The sequence below is a fragment of the Azospirillum himalayense genome, assembly GCF_042657465.1.
Taxonomy (GTDB): domain Bacteria; phylum Pseudomonadota; class Alphaproteobacteria; order Azospirillales; family Azospirillaceae; genus Azospirillum; species Azospirillum himalayense.
The window spans coordinates 1-13210 of record NZ_JBHSLC010000111.1 but is presented as its reverse complement, the minus strand read 5'-3'; the positions used below and the strand labels follow the sequence as shown (position 1 = coordinate 13210).

The following is a 13210-nucleotide window of genomic DNA, read 5'->3' as shown; positions in this document are numbered from 1 at the left end:
CTCCCCCCGGGGAGAAGGGGCGTCATCCACTGCCGAGCTTTATTCCCTACGGCGCCGCTCGGCCTTCCATCCGGTCGGGTGGCGCCGCTTTCTTTGTCCGCCTCATTTTTTATGCATTGCAGCATCACAGCGCTGCGTTTGGTCAATTCATTTTACCATTGCGGCCGCCCAGCAAATCGATTATCCGACGTACTGACTGTGGCACACAACAAGCCGTCCGTCTGACGGCCGGAAACAAACGTCGCCCCAGCACCCGCAACCCGGACCGGCGATCACGGAGGAGTCGTCGCGCGGTCCCAGATCCGGAGGCCCCGAGAACCGATGCTGCCCGCGCCCTATGACCGTCTGCACGCGGCCCTCCGGGAGTTCATGCCGGAGGAACGCCTCGTCACCGACCCGCTGCGCACGCTGGCCTATGGGACCGACGGCAGCTTCTACCGCCTGATCCCGAAGATCGTCGCCATCGTCGAGGCCGAGGGCGAGGTGGTGCGGCTGCTCAACCTTTGCCGGGAACTGAAGACCCCGGTGACCTTCCGCGCCGCCGGCACCAGCCTGTCGGGCCAGGCGGTCACCGATTCCGTCCTGGTCCTGCTGGGCGACAGCTGGCGCGGCTGCACCATCCCGCCGGGTGCCGCGACGGTGACCCTCCAGCCCGGCGTCATCGGGGCGGAAGCGAACCGCAAGCTGGCTCCCTTCGGGCGCAAGATCGGTCCGGACCCGGCCTCCATCGCCACCGCCAAGATCGGCGGCATCGCGGCCAACAACGCCAGCGGCATGTGCTGCGGCACCGCCCAGAACAGCTACCGCACGCTGGCCTCCATGCGGCTGGTGCTGGCCGACGGCACGCTGCTGGACACTGGCGACGCCGCCAGCCGCGCGGCCTTCGCCACCAGCCACGGCGCCCTGCTGTCCGGCCTCTCCGGTCTAGCCGCCCGCACCCGCGCCGACGAGAAACTGGCGGAGCGCATCCGCAACAAGTTCCGCATCAAGAACACCACCGGCTACAGCCTGAACGCGCTGGTGGATTATGAAGAGCCCATCGACATCCTCCAGCACCTGATGATCGGGTCGGAGGGCACGCTGGCCTTCATGTCCGAGATCACCTACAACACGGTGCCGGAGCACGCCCACAAGGCGAACGCCCTGCTGATGTACCCGGACATCGGGGAAGCCTGCCGCGCCGTCGCGCTGATGAAGCCGACGCCCGTCTCGGCGGTGGAGCTGATGGACCGCGCCTCCCTGCGCTCGGTCGAGGGCAAGCCGGGGATGCCGGACTTCATCGGCGGGCTGGGGCCGGACGCCTCCTCCCTGCTGGTGGAGATCCGCGGCGAGGACGCGGCGGCGCTGGAGGCCAACATCGCCGCCGTCAGCGCGGTGATCGCCCAGACCCGCACCCTGTTCGAGCCGACCTTCACCACCGACGCCAAGCTGGGCGAGAGCTACTGGAAGATCCGCAAGGGCCTGTTCCCGGCGGTCGGCGCCATGCGCAAGGTCGGCACCACCGTCATCATCGAGGACGTGGCCTACCCGCTCGACCGGCTGGCCGAGGCGACGGTCGAGCTTCAGGCCATGTTCCTGGAGTTCGGCTACACCGAGGCGATCATCTTCGGCCACGCGCTGGAAGGGAACCTGCACTTCGTCTTCACCCAGGCCTTCGACACCGACGAGGAGGTGGACCGCTACCGCCGCTTCATGGACGCGGTGTGCGATCAGGTGGTGCGCAAGTACGACGGTTCGCTGAAGGCGGAGCATGGCACGGGCCGCAACATGGCCCCCTTCGTGGAGATGGAGTGGGGTCCGCAGGCCTATGGCCTGATGAAGGAGATCAAGGCGCTGCTCGACCCGCAGGGCCTGCTGAACCCCGGCGTCATTCTGAACGACGACCCCGAGGCGCATCTCAAGAACCTGAAGGCGATGCCGCCCGCCCATGCGCTGGTGGACACCTGCATCGAGTGCGGCTTCTGCGAGCCGACCTGCCCGTCGCACAAGATGACGCTCTCCCCCCGCCAGCGCATCGTCGGCTGGCGCGAAATTTCCCGGCTGGAAGCCACCGGTGCCGACGCGGCTCGGCTCGGCGCCCTGCACGAGGCTTACGACTACCAGGGCATCGACACCTGCGCGGCCTGCGGCCTCTGTTCCACCGCCTGCCCGGTGGGGATCGAGACGGGTCTGCTGATCAAGGCGATCCGCGGCGACCGTCGCGGGGCGGTGGCCCAGGGGTTCGGCACCTACGTCGCCGGCCACACCGCCGGGGTGCTGAGCGTCGCCCGTGCCGGCCTGAAGCTCGCCGATCTGGCCAAGCGGACGCTCGGCGACGGCACGGCCAATTCGCTGTTCGAGGGGTTGCGCACCGTCACCGGCCAGCGCCTGCCGCACCTGCCGCGCGCCCTGCCCACCGCGACCAACTTCACGCCGCTGCCTCAGGCCAAGGCATCCGCCGACGCGCCGACCGTGGTCTATGTGCCGAGCTGCACCAGCCGCAGCATGGGTCCCGCCGCCAACGATCCGGAGAAGACCCCGCTGCCGGTGAAGGTGGAGGCGCTGTTCCAGAAGGCCGGCTACCGCGTCGCCTATCCGGAGCAATTGGCCTCGCTGTGCTGCGGCATGCCGCTGGAAAGCAAGGGCCTCGCCGCCCAGGCCGACGCCAAGACGGAGGAGATGGTCCGCGCCATCTGGGCGGCCAGCGCCAACGGCACGGCCCCGGTGGTCCTCGACACCAGCCCCTGCTCCTTCCGGCTGAAGAAGCATCTGAAGGACGCCGGTCTCCAGGTCCTGGATCTGGTCGAGTTCATCCACGACCATCTGCTGGATCGTCTGAATTTCACCAAGCAGACGGAACCGGTGGTGCTGCACCTGACCTGCTCCACCCGCCGCATGGGGCTGGATGCCAAGATGAAGGCGGTGGCCGCCGCCTGCGCCACCCAGGTGGTGGTGCCGGAGGATGTCGGCTGCTGCGGCTTCGCCGGCGACAAGGGCTTCACCACGCCGGAGCTGAACGCCCACGCCCTGCGCCACCTGTCCAAGGACATCCCCGCCGGGGCCAAGGCCGGCTATTCGAACAGCCGGACCTGCGAGATCGGCCTGTCCGACCACTCCGGCCTGCCGTACCGTTCCATCGTCTATCTGGTCGATGCCTGCTCGACGCCGAAGGCTCCCGCCACGGCTTCCGCGCGCGCGTCGGAACCCGCGTTCTGAGGCGGGAGGGAGGAAAAACCATGAGCCACGACGGCACCATAAGCCGGCCCGACATCGAGCGGCCCGAAAGCGTTTACTTCTTCGGCACCTGTCTGGTCGACCTGTTCTACCCGGAAGCCGGCATGGCCGGCATGGAGCTGCTGAAGGCGCAGGGCGTCCGCGTCGTCTTCCCGCAGGGGCAGAGCTGCTGCGGCCAGCCCGCCTACAATTCCGGCTATCGGGAGGAGGCGCTGAAGGTCGCCCGCGCGCAGCTCGACTATTTCCCCGGCGACTGGCCCATCGTCGTGCCGTCGGGGTCCTGCGCCGGCATGATGAGCAAGCACTGGCCCGACCTGTTCAAGGGCGAGCCGGACGAGGCCCGCGCCCGTCAGGTGGCGTCGCGCGTGTGGGAACTGACTCAGTTCCTCGTCCAGGTCCTGAAGGTGACGTTCGAGGACCAGGGGCCGCCGGTGAAGATCACGTGGCACGCCTCCTGCCACGCCCAACGCGAAATGGGCGTGACCGACGAGCCGAAGACCCTGCTGCGCCAGCTCGCCAACGTCGAGCTGGTCGAGTTGAAGCGGGAGAAGGAATGCTGCGGCTTCGGCGGCACCTTCGCCGTGCGCCATCCGGAGATTTCCGCCGCCATGGTCGGCGACAAGGTGGCGGACATCGAGAACACCGGGGCCAAGGCCGTGGTGTCCGGCGACTGCGGCTGCCTGATGAACATCTCCGGCGCGCTGGAGGCTGGCCGGAAGCCGGTCCGCGGCGTCCACATCGCCCAGTTCCTGAAGGAGCGCACCCATGGGTGAGACCAGCATCAACTTCGCGAAAGCCTCCAGCGCCGCGCTCCAGGACCAGCAGCTCCGCGGCAACTTCCGCCGCGCCATGGACGGGCTGATGTCCAAGCGCGCGGTGCAGTTCGCCGATACCGCGGAATGGAACGGGGTGCGGACGCTCGGCGCCTCGGTCCGCCTGCGCGCCCTGTCCAAGCTGCCGGAGCTGCTGGAGAAGCTGGAAGCCAACTGCACGAGGAACGGCATCCAGGTCCATTGGGCCTCGACCACCGACGAGGCCAACGCCATCGTCCTGTCCATCATGCAGCGCGTGAACGCCAAGCTGGTGGTCAAGGGCAAGTCGATGGTGTCGGAGGAGATGCACCTCAACGCCTTCCTGGAAAAGCACGGCATCGAGAGCCTGGAAAGCGACCTCGGCGAATACATCGTCCAGCTTGATGAAGCGATGCCCTCGCACATCATCATGCCGGCGATCCACATGAACACCAAGCAGATCGCCCATCTGTTCAAGCAGAAGATCAAGGAAGCGGAATACACCGAGGACGTGGCCCAGCTGACGGACCTCGCCCGCCGCGTCCTGCGCAAGAAGTTCGCGACCGCCGACGTCGGCATCTCCGGCGTCAACATGGCGGTGGCGGAGACGGGCACGCTCTGCCTGGTGGAGAACGAGGGCAACGGGCGCATGAGCACCACGGTGCCGCCCGTCCACATCGCCGTCATGGGCCTGGAGAAGGTCGTGGAGAAGCTGGAGGACGTGCCGCCGGTCATCAGCCTGCTGACCCGCTCCGCCACCGCCCAGCCGATCACCACCTACGTCAACATGATCTCCAGCCCCCGCAAGGAGGGCGAGAAGGACGGCCCGAACGAGATCCATCTGGTGATCCTCGACAACGGGCGGTCGGGCATCTACGCCGACGAGGAGCTGCGCAACACGCTGCGCTGCATCCGCTGCGGTGCCTGCATGAACCATTGCCCGGTCTACACCAAGGTCGGCGGCCACGCCTATCAGGCGCCCTACCCCGGTCCGATCGGCTCGATCCTGATGCCGCAGGTGGAAGGGCTGGAGAAGCGGGGCGAGCTGCCGCACGCCTGCACCATGTGCAACGCCTGCGTCGAGATCTGCCCGGTCAAGATCCCCATCGTCGAGATCATGGGCCGCCTGCGGTCGGAGGCGGTGCACCCCGGCGACGCCGTGAAGGGCGCCGGTTCGCACGCCAGCAAGGCGGAGGCGATGGTGTGGAAAGGCTGGTCGATGACCTACGCCTCGCCGCTCGCCTACCAGTTCGCGACGGCGCTTTTGGCCAAGCTGGGCAACGCCGCGCCGGCCAGCCTGCCGCTGCTGAAGGAGTGGACGAACGTGCGGTCCAAGCCGCGCTTCGCCAACCGCACGCTCCACGCCCTCGCCCGCGAGAAGGGGATTCCCGATGTCTGAGTCCAGAAACGCGATCCTGGGCAAGCTGCGCGCCGGGCGCGACGCCCACCCGCTGACCCCGCCGGAGTCCGATTTCGCCGTCCTGCGCAACAAGCGCTGGGACGGCGCGGAACGGCTGGAGCGCATCAAGCGCATGATGGAGGCCGTCCACACGGAATTCCTGGAGACGACGGAGGCCGATTGGCCCGCCGACGTCCAGGCCTTCCTCACGGCGCAGGGCACCCGCAACCTGCTGTTCGGACCGGCGACCGAGGCCGGGGCGCGTCTCTCGTCCGCATGGGCGGCGTCCGGGATGGCGGGCGGTCCGGAACTGATCCCCTACGCCGACCGGGTCGAGACCTTCAAGGAGCGGCTGTTCGACGGCATCGACGCCGGCATCACCACGACGCTGGGGGCCATCGCCGACACCGGCAGCCTGATCGTCTGGCCGACGCCGGAGGAGCCGCGGCTGATGTCGCTGGTGCCGCACATGCACGTGGCGCTGCTGCGCGCCGACGCGCTGTACGACACCTTCTGGCAGGCGATGACCGAGAACCGCTGGGCCGACGGCATGCCGACCAACGCCCTGCTGATCTCCGGCCCGTCGAAGACGGCGGACATCGAGCAGACGCTGGCCTACGGCGTCCACGGGCCGAAGCGCTTGGTGGTGGTCGTCATCCGCTGACGGCGTCGGCGCTGACGGCGTCGGGGAGTCAGAGGCCGGCCTTCACGCCGACGGTGTGGACCAGCACCGTCATCGTGTCGGTCGGCACCTCCACCGTCACGGGGACGACGCGCCCGCTCTCCGGCGCGCGGGCGAACCACACGGTCGCCTTACGCTCCACCCCTTCGACGAAGAAGCGGTCCCGGTCGCGGTCGCCCTGGAAGCCGGCCACCGGGCGGACGGTGACTGCGCAGACCTCCGCCGTCCCTGTGGCGATGCGGTAGCGCGACGACGGCAGGTCGCCCTTGCCCTGCGGCGTCATGATGATGTCGTAGCGGCGGCGCCCGTCATAGACGGGGAAGCGTCCGCCGCAGCCGCCCGCCCGGCTGGCGGTCAGGATCACCGCGGCCCCGGCGCTCAACGGATCGATGCTGCCCCGGCGGCTGTCCGGCGGCACCCGCGCCGCCTTGTCGGGGCTGAGCGGTGGGTCGGCCGTCGCATCCACCCCATCGGGGCCGAAGGTCAGCGTCATGATGTCCTGCTTGCGGCGCAGACGGCGCTCGCCGCGGAAGCGGTCCGGCTGGGCGGCGCCGGCCTCCAGCCGGCCGGCGGACTCGGCATGGTAGCGGAAATTGGTGAAGAGGCCGAGCCAGGGCGCCGCCTCCGCCTCCAGGGCCGCCCGGTAGCGGCTGGCGTCCCCCTCCGCCTCCTCGGTCAGCACGACGCTGCCGCGCGCCAGGGAAACGCCGCCGCCATAGGCGGCGAAGTCCAGCTCCAGCGTCGCGGCCGATCCCGCCGCCGGCAGAAGAGTCAGCAGGCCGGCGGCCACGAGAATCCGCGTCACGGCGATCGCCTCACGTCGATGGTCCGCCCTCCGCGACGACCAGATCCTGGTACTCCGGGTGGCGCTGGATGTATTTGGCCACGAAGGGGCAGACCGGCACAACCTTCTGCCCGCTGGAGCGCGCGTCCTCCAGCGCGCCGCGCGCAAGCGCGGAGCCGATGCCCTGCCCGGCCATGCTCTCCGGAACCTCCGTGTGGGTGAAGACGATGGCCCCGTCGCGCCTTTCATACTCCACCACCGCGGTGGCGTCGCCCACGGTCAGCTCGTACCGGTTCCTGGCCGCGTTGTTCTTCACGTCCCCGCTCATTCCCCACCCTTTCCCTTGTCGTCGAAACCGATCACCACCCCCTCGTCGGGCCGCAGGCGCAGGGCGCCGGACACCGGCTCCCCACCGCGGTCGAGATGGGTTGACAGCCGGATATGGGCAGCGTCCGGCACCGCGTCCACCATCCGCTCCACCGCCGACAGGTTCAGCAGGACGCGAAAGCGGTCGCTTCCATGGTGGCGCTCATAGACGAGGACATTGTCCTCCGCCGACACCGGCTCGTAGCGCCCGATCGACAAGGCCGGTTCCGCCCGCCGCAGCGCCAGCAGGGCACGGTGCAGCGCCAGCATGGAGAACGGGTCGGCCGCCTGCGCCGCCACGTTGACCCGCCCGTGGTCGGGACCGAGCGGCAGCCAGGGCTCACCCGTCGTGAAACCACCAAGCGGGCCGCCGTCCCAGGGGATCGGCGTGCGCACGGGATCGCGGCCCAGCCCCAGGCCGGGGATGTTCTTCTCCCACGGGTCCTGCACGCGGTCCGGCGGGATGGCCACGTCGGTCATCCCGATCTCGTCGCCCTGGTAGAGCGTCGGCGTGCCGCGCAGGGTCAGCAGAAGCATGGCCGCCACCCGCGCCTGCCCCGCCCCCAGCCGGCTCGCCACGCGGGAGCGGTCGTGGTTGCCGAGCACCCAGTTCGGCCAGCCGCCGGGCGGCAGGGCAGCCTCGTAGGTGCGGATCAGCGCGGCCAGCGCCTTGGCCTCCCACGGGGTGGACAGCAGATGGAAGTTGAAGGGAAGCTGAAAGCCCGTCAGATCGGCGCCGTAATAGGCCATGAGCTGATCGATGGGCAGATAGGCCTCACCGATCAGCAGCCGGTCGGGGCCGTACCCGTCCGCCACCCGGCGCATGGCGGCGATGGCGTCATGAACCTCGGGCTGGTCCACCGTGTGGAGGCGGATCAGCCGGCGGACCGGTGACATGCCCTCCCGCCAGCCGGGGTTCGGCGGGTTGTCGCGGAATTGCGCGTCCTTGATCAGGTGATGGATGGCGTCCACCCGGAAGCCGTCCACCCCGCGGTCGAGCCAGACGCGCAGCGCGTCGAGCATGGCCTCGCGCAGCCCAGGATGCCGCCAGTTGAGGTCCGGCTGCTCCTTCAGGTAGGCGTGGTAATAGTATTGGCCGGTCGCCGCGTCCCATTCCCAGGCACCGCCGCCGAACTCCGACAGCCAGTTGTTCGGCGGCCCCCCGTCCGGGGCCGGGTCGCGCCAGATGTACCAGTCCCGCTTGGGATCGTCGCGCGACGAGCGGCTGGCCTGGAACCACGGGTGCCGGTCGGAGCTGTGGTTGGGCACGAAATCCAGGATCAGCTTCATGCCCCGGCGGTGCAACTCCGCCAGCAGCCGGTCGAAATTCTCCATCGTCCCGAACAGCGGGTGGATGCCCGTGTAGTCCGACACGTCGTAACCGAAATCGGCCATCGGCGACGGATAGATCGGGGACACCCACAGCGCATCCACCCCGAGCGTCTGGAGATGGTCGAGCCGGGCCAGGATACCCGGCAGGTCCCCCACCCCGTCGCCGTTCGAATCCTGGAAGGAGCGCGGGTAGACCTGATAGATCACCCCGCTCTGCCACCACGCGAAGCCGTCCGCCATAAGCGCTTCCTCAGCCGATCAGAAGCGACTCGGCGCCGTCGATCCAGACGGGCGTGCCGGTGATGTGCTTCGAGCGGTCCGACGCCAGGAACAGCGCCAGCTCCGCCACATCAGCGCTGCTGCCCGGCTTGCCGCGGGTCAGCGGGATCTCGCCGTCGGGATATTCGGCGGCCTCCTCGGCCTCCGCGGTGTTGCGGGCCTGGGTGTTGTCCTGAATCTTGGTGTCGATCATCCCCGGGCAGATGGCGTTGACGCGGATGCGGTGCTTGGCCAGCTCCAGCGCCAGCATCTGGACCATGGCGACCTGCGCCGCCTTGGTGCAGGAATAGGCAGTGGCCCCGGCGTTGCTGAACACCCTCGTGCCGTTGATCGAGGCGGTCACCAGCACCGACCCGCCGCCCGCCTTCTTCAGATGCGGCACCGCGTGGTGCAGCGTCAGGTAGGTGCCGCGCAGGTTGATGTTGATGGTGCGGTCCCATTCCTCCGGAGTCAGCTCGTCGATGGGCGCCCAGACGCCGTTGATCCCGGCGTTGGCGAAGACGATGTCCAGCCGCCCGTACTCCTGGACCAGCCGATCCACCGCCCGCTTCACGGCCTCGCTGTCGGCGACGTCGGCGACCAGGGGGATGGCTTTGCCGCCCGCCGCGGTGATCTCCTCCGCCGTCTTGCGGATCTCGCCCTCGGTGCGGCTGAGCACGCCGACGCTCGCCCCGGCGCTGGCGAACAGGGCGGCGGACGCCTTGCCGATGCCCGACCCGGCCCCGGTGATGAGGGCGACTTTTCCGTTCAAATCCATGATGAAACCGGCTCCGCTGCTTGGCTTGGACAGCAGAGCCAACCGATGGCGGCCGGGCCGGTTCCCGTCTTTCTAGGCGCCGGCGGCGGGCGCGCGGCGGTTCACCAGCCAGATGCCGGCGCAGACCAGCAGCATCGCCGCGGCGAGGCTCGCGCTGACCCGCTCGCCCAGCAGCAGGGCACCGGACAGCACGCCGAACAGCGGCGTCAGAAAGGTGAAGGCCGACAGGCGGGCCGCCGGGTAGCGGGCGACCAGCCAGAACCAGGCGAGGTAGGAGGCGAAGGCCACCACCACGATCTGGAAGGCGAGGCAGGCCAGCGCCAGCGGACCGGGCGCGGTCACTCCCGCCTCGCCCATCAGAAGCGAGGCCAGCGGCATCACCGCCCCGGAAACGGCGAGCTGGTAGAACAGCACCTTGGTCGAGCTGGCGCGGACCAGCTTGCTGCCCTTGATGACGAGCGTGGTGGCCGCCCAAAGCACCGCCGCGGCCAGCACCATCAGGTCGCCGATCATCTCGCGGTTCGTCGGCAGGCGCAGCCCGTCGGCAAAGGCCACCGCCACCCCGACGAAGGCGCAGGCCAGCCCGGCCGCCTGGACGCCGCGCATCCGCTCCCCCGGCAGCAGCAGATGCGCCCCGACCGAGACCAGGAAGGGGGCGGTGTAGAGGAACAGGATGCTGCGCGACACCGTGGTGTAGGACAGCCCGGCATAGACCAGCAGAAACTCCCCGGCGAACAGCAACCCGGCCAGCAGGCCCAGCCCCAGCGTGCCGTCCCGCTCGAACAGGCGCATGCCGCGCAGCGCCGCCCAGACCCACAGCAGCGCCAGCGCGCCCAGCGAGCGCAACCCGCCCTGGAGCACCGGCGAGAATCCGGTCATGGCGGCCTTGATGGCGACCTGCTGCAGGCCCCAGAGCAGGCAGAGCAGGACCAGCGTGGCGGAGGCGGCGCCGTCCAGCTCGGCGCGGCGTTCGGTTATGGCGATGGCGGTCATGATGATGGCTGCGGCGGCGCGGCGGCCTGCCGCCATCCCTCACCGCATGTCCTCCCCGTTTTCTTCCTTCAACATGCAGAATGGGACGGCGCCGGGAAGCCGGTCAACGAACGCCTGCGAAGGGCAGACCCGCGCCAGGGCCCGATGGTCCGGACGGACTTTTGTGCAATGCGGTATGCAGGCATGCCCATAATGCGCAGCTCACCAGCGTCCCGTGGTTCATATTGAACGGGCAATCGATGGCGCCGCCGCCGCGGCGTCCACCCCCTTCACGCCAAATCAAAACCGGAAAAGGAACGGACGTGATCCACAAGATCATGGACAAGATCGACCGCGTCATCGCCCAGAAACGCGAGAGCGGCGAGCTTGATGCTTGGCTTTCCAACGGCACGGCCCGCCGTTACTGCCAGGAACTGACGGTTTCACAAAAGCACTTTTACCCCGCCTTGCTGCTGTACGTGGAACGGCACTCCAGGATTGGTTGAGACGGCGCCCACGCGCCGAACAGGGGCGGCGGAGGCGGTGTTCACTCCGCCGCCTTGGCGCCCGGCCCCTCCATCTCCGACCGGCGGGCGCGCAGGGTGGCGAGCTTCGCCTCGAGCTTGCGGATTTTCTTGTCGAGCTTCTTCGCGCGTTTGCCGTCCTTCTTGGAGACGGTGCCGCCGCGCGCGGCGATGCGGGTGTTGATCGCCGCCTTCGTCTCGTCCGGCAGACGTTTCCAGTGCCTCACCTCCGCACGGGTACGGAGGCAGCCCATGCAGCGGTCCGCCTCGTCGTAGCGGCAGAGCTTCGTGCAGGGATTGCGGGTGTCGTGCGTGTTCATAGCGCCATAGGATGGGTGCGATGGTGCCGAAGGAAAAGCCCCGGAACGTTGCCAGCCACCGCGCTTTGCCCTTCGTGGCGCTCTGCCGCCGCGAGAGACGTCCGGGCACCACACGGCGTTCAGTTGCGCCCTACCCATTTATAGTAGCAAATGCTTTCTATTTCGGGTTCAATTTGCTAAAAAGGCGAGCAAAAGTTGATGCGCTAACTTAGAGGATGCAGAAATGGCTACGACCATTGCGGTACTTTCCATCGCCGCGACCTCGACGTCGCAGGCGGAAGGCAACTCCGGGTCGACGCCATTCACCTTCACGGTGACGCGCTCGGGCGACACCACAGGCGCCTCGTCAGTCGACTACCGGGTGATTGGAAGCATACTCGCGACCGGCAGCGAAAACGAAGCCGATGCGGCTGACTTCGCCGGCGGCGCTTTTCCACGCGGCACGGTGAGCTTCGCCGCGGGCGAGACCACGAAGACGATCACCATCAATGTCGCTGGAGACACCGATGCCGAGGTGAAGGAGGGCTTTGCCGTCGTGCTGAGGGACCCGGTCGGCGCGATCACCGGCACCAACTCTGTTGCTTGGGGCACCATCCTCAACGACGACAGCGGCTCACCGCCGCCGATGCTGTCCATCGCCGCGACATCAACGTCGCAGGCGGAAGGCAACTCCGGGTCGACGCCATTCACCTTCACGGTGACGCGCTCGGGCGACACCTCAGGCGCCTCGTCAGTCGACTACCGGGTGATTGGAAGCATACTCGCGACCGGCAGCGAAAACGAAGCCGATGCGGCTGACTTCGCCGGCGGCGCTTTTCCACGCGGCACGGTGAGCTTCGCCGCGGGCGAGACCACGAAGACGATCACCATCAATGTCGCTGGAGACACCGATGCCGAGGTGAAGGAGGGCTTTGCCGTCGTGCTGAGGGACCCGGTCGGCGCGATCACCGGCACCAACTCTGTTGCTTGGGGCACCATCCTCAACGACGACAGCGGCTCACCGCCGCCGATGCTGTCCATCGCCGCGACATCAACGTCGCAGGCGGAGGGCAACTCCGGGTCGACGCCATTCACCTTCACGGTGACGCGCTCGGGCGACACCTCAGGCGCCTCGTCAGTCGACTACCGGGTGATTGGAAGCATACTCGCGACCGGCAGCGAAAACGAAGCCGATGCGGCTGACTTCGCCGGCGGCGCTTTTCCACGCGGCACGGTGAGCTTCGCCGCGGGCGAGACCACGAAGACGATCACCATCAATGTCGCTGGAGACACCGATGCCGAGGTGAAGGAGGGCTTTGCCGTCGTGCTGAGGGACCCGGTCGGCGCGATCACCGGCACCAACTCTGTTGCTTGGGGCACCATCCTCAACGACGACTCCATCGTGCGCCGCTGGCACGGGCCGGACCTTACCGGTGACGGCACTGCGGACGTGCTGTTGCGCGACGCCGCGTCGGGGCAGCTCGCCTTGTGGCGCATGGGCAACTTCACCGCCAGCGGCACGCTGATCACCGCCGTCGCCGCCCCGGTCTGGGCGGTGCAGGGGATGGGCGACTTCGACGGCGACGGCAAGACCGACATCCTGTACCGCCACACCGGCAGCGGCGACATCGCCGTGTGGACGATGGACGGCACCACGCTGAAGAGCGCCGCGCTGGTCGGCAGCGGCCTCGACCCGCAATGGACGCCGGTGGCCACCGGCGACTTCACCGGCGACGGCAAGACCGACATCCTGTGGCGCAACACCCAGACCACCGCGGTCGGCCTGTGGGAGATGGACGGCGCCACGCTGAA

Annotated in this window: 12 protein-coding genes; 6 read left to right on the top strand and 6 right to left on the bottom strand. The window is 68.5% G+C overall.

Annotated elements, in window-relative coordinates:
• Window positions 1-321: 321 nt before the first annotated feature.
• The 4 genes from ACFPMG_RS29515 to ACFPMG_RS29500 are packed head-to-tail and all read left to right on the top strand — an operon-like array spanning window position 322 to window position 6067.
• The gene (locus tag ACFPMG_RS29515; protein ID WP_376998908.1) at window positions 322-3195 is read left to right on the top strand and encodes an FAD-binding and (Fe-S)-binding domain-containing protein; all 2874 of its coding nucleotides are present in this window, start codon (window positions 322-324) and stop codon (window positions 3193-3195) included.
• A gap of 20 nt (window positions 3196-3215) precedes the next feature.
• Window positions 3216-3986 (top strand): (Fe-S)-binding protein, encoded by a 771-nt coding sequence (locus ACFPMG_RS29510; RefSeq protein WP_376998905.1) that lies wholly within the window; start codon window positions 3216-3218, stop codon window positions 3984-3986.
• Window positions 3979-5403, top strand: a complete 1425-nt coding sequence (locus ACFPMG_RS29505; RefSeq protein ID WP_137142225.1) for a LutB/LldF family L-lactate oxidation iron-sulfur protein — start codon at window positions 3979-3981, stop codon at window positions 5401-5403. The genes ACFPMG_RS29510 and ACFPMG_RS29505 overlap by 8 nt, the downstream gene beginning before the upstream one ends.
• Window positions 5396-6067 (top strand): LutC/YkgG family protein, encoded by a 672-nt coding sequence (locus ACFPMG_RS29500; protein WP_376998902.1) that lies wholly within the window; start codon window positions 5396-5398, stop codon window positions 6065-6067. The genes ACFPMG_RS29505 and ACFPMG_RS29500 overlap by 8 nt, the downstream gene beginning before the upstream one ends.
• A 28-nt stretch (window positions 6068-6095) precedes the next feature.
• On the opposite strand, the gene ACFPMG_RS29495 is transcribed toward ACFPMG_RS29500, so the two are convergent.
• The 5 genes from ACFPMG_RS29495 to ACFPMG_RS29475 form a co-directional block, all read right to left on the bottom strand.
• Window positions 6096-6890 (bottom strand): DUF3108 domain-containing protein, encoded by a 795-nt coding sequence (locus ACFPMG_RS29495; RefSeq protein ID WP_376998899.1) that lies wholly within the window; start codon window positions 6888-6890, stop codon window positions 6096-6098.
• Between the two features lie 10 nt (window positions 6891-6900).
• The gene (locus ACFPMG_RS29490) at window positions 6901-7197 is read right to left on the bottom strand and encodes a GNAT family N-acetyltransferase (protein WP_376998897.1); all 297 of its coding nucleotides are present in this window, start codon (window positions 7195-7197) and stop codon (window positions 6901-6903) included.
• Window positions 7194-8807, bottom strand: a complete 1614-nt coding sequence (locus tag ACFPMG_RS29485) for an alpha-amylase family glycosyl hydrolase (RefSeq protein ID WP_376998894.1) — start codon at window positions 8805-8807, stop codon at window positions 7194-7196. Before ACFPMG_RS29485 ends, ACFPMG_RS29490 begins: the two co-directional genes overlap by 4 nt.
• A gap of 10 nt (window positions 8808-8817) precedes the next feature.
• A complete protein-coding gene (locus tag ACFPMG_RS29480; protein ID WP_376998892.1) occupies window positions 8818-9603 on the bottom strand; it encodes an SDR family oxidoreductase in 786 nt (261 codons plus the stop codon).
• A gap of 72 nt (window positions 9604-9675) precedes the next feature.
• Window positions 9676-10632: a DMT family transporter gene (locus ACFPMG_RS29475; RefSeq protein WP_376998889.1), complete on the bottom strand. Its 957-nt coding sequence runs from the start codon at window positions 10630-10632 to the stop codon at window positions 9676-9678.
• A gap of 266 nt (window positions 10633-10898) precedes the next feature.
• Between ACFPMG_RS29475 and ACFPMG_RS29470 the strand changes: the two genes are divergently transcribed.
• The gene (locus ACFPMG_RS29470) at window positions 10899-11081 is read left to right on the top strand and encodes a hypothetical protein (RefSeq protein WP_376998887.1); all 183 of its coding nucleotides are present in this window, start codon (window positions 10899-10901) and stop codon (window positions 11079-11081) included.
• 41 nt (window positions 11082-11122) lie between these two features.
• Here ACFPMG_RS29470 and ACFPMG_RS29465 read toward each other — a convergent pair whose 3' ends face one another.
• Complete coding sequence (locus ACFPMG_RS29465; RefSeq protein WP_376998884.1) at window positions 11123-11419, bottom strand: DUF1289 domain-containing protein; 297 nt, start codon at window positions 11417-11419, stop codon at window positions 11123-11125.
• Between the two features lie 223 nt (window positions 11420-11642).
• On the opposite strand from ACFPMG_RS29465, the gene ACFPMG_RS29460 reads away from it, so the two are divergent.
• The coding region (locus tag ACFPMG_RS29460; RefSeq protein WP_376998881.1) for an FG-GAP-like repeat-containing protein at window positions 11643-13210 on the top strand (1568 nt) is incomplete at its 3' end.

Coding starts and splice junctions, on each gene's coding strand:
- ACFPMG_RS29515 (WP_376998908.1), top strand. CDS start 322: ATGCTGCCCGCGCCCTATGACCGTCTGCACGCGGCCCTCCGGGAGTTC.
- ACFPMG_RS29510 (WP_376998905.1), top strand. CDS start 3,216: ATGAGCCACGACGGCACCATAAGCCGGCCCGACATCGAGCGGCCCGAA.
- ACFPMG_RS29505 (WP_137142225.1), top strand. CDS start 3,979: ATGGGTGAGACCAGCATCAACTTCGCGAAAGCCTCCAGCGCCGCGCTC.
- ACFPMG_RS29500 (WP_376998902.1), top strand. CDS start 5,396: ATGTCTGAGTCCAGAAACGCGATCCTGGGCAAGCTGCGCGCCGGGCGC.
- ACFPMG_RS29490 (WP_376998897.1), bottom strand. CDS start 7,197: ATGAGCGGGGACGTGAAGAACAACGCGGCCAGGAACCGGTACGAGCTG.
- ACFPMG_RS29485 (WP_376998894.1), bottom strand. CDS start 8,807: ATGGCGGACGGCTTCGCGTGGTGGCAGAGCGGGGTGATCTATCAGGTC.
- ACFPMG_RS29480 (WP_376998892.1), bottom strand. CDS start 9,603: ATGGATTTGAACGGAAAAGTCGCCCTCATCACCGGGGCCGGGTCGGGC.
- ACFPMG_RS29475 (WP_376998889.1), bottom strand. CDS start 10,632: ATGGCGGCAGGCCGCCGCGCCGCCGCAGCCATCATCATGACCGCCATC.
- ACFPMG_RS29465 (WP_376998884.1), bottom strand. CDS start 11,419: ATGAACACGCACGACACCCGCAATCCCTGCACGAAGCTCTGCCGCTAC.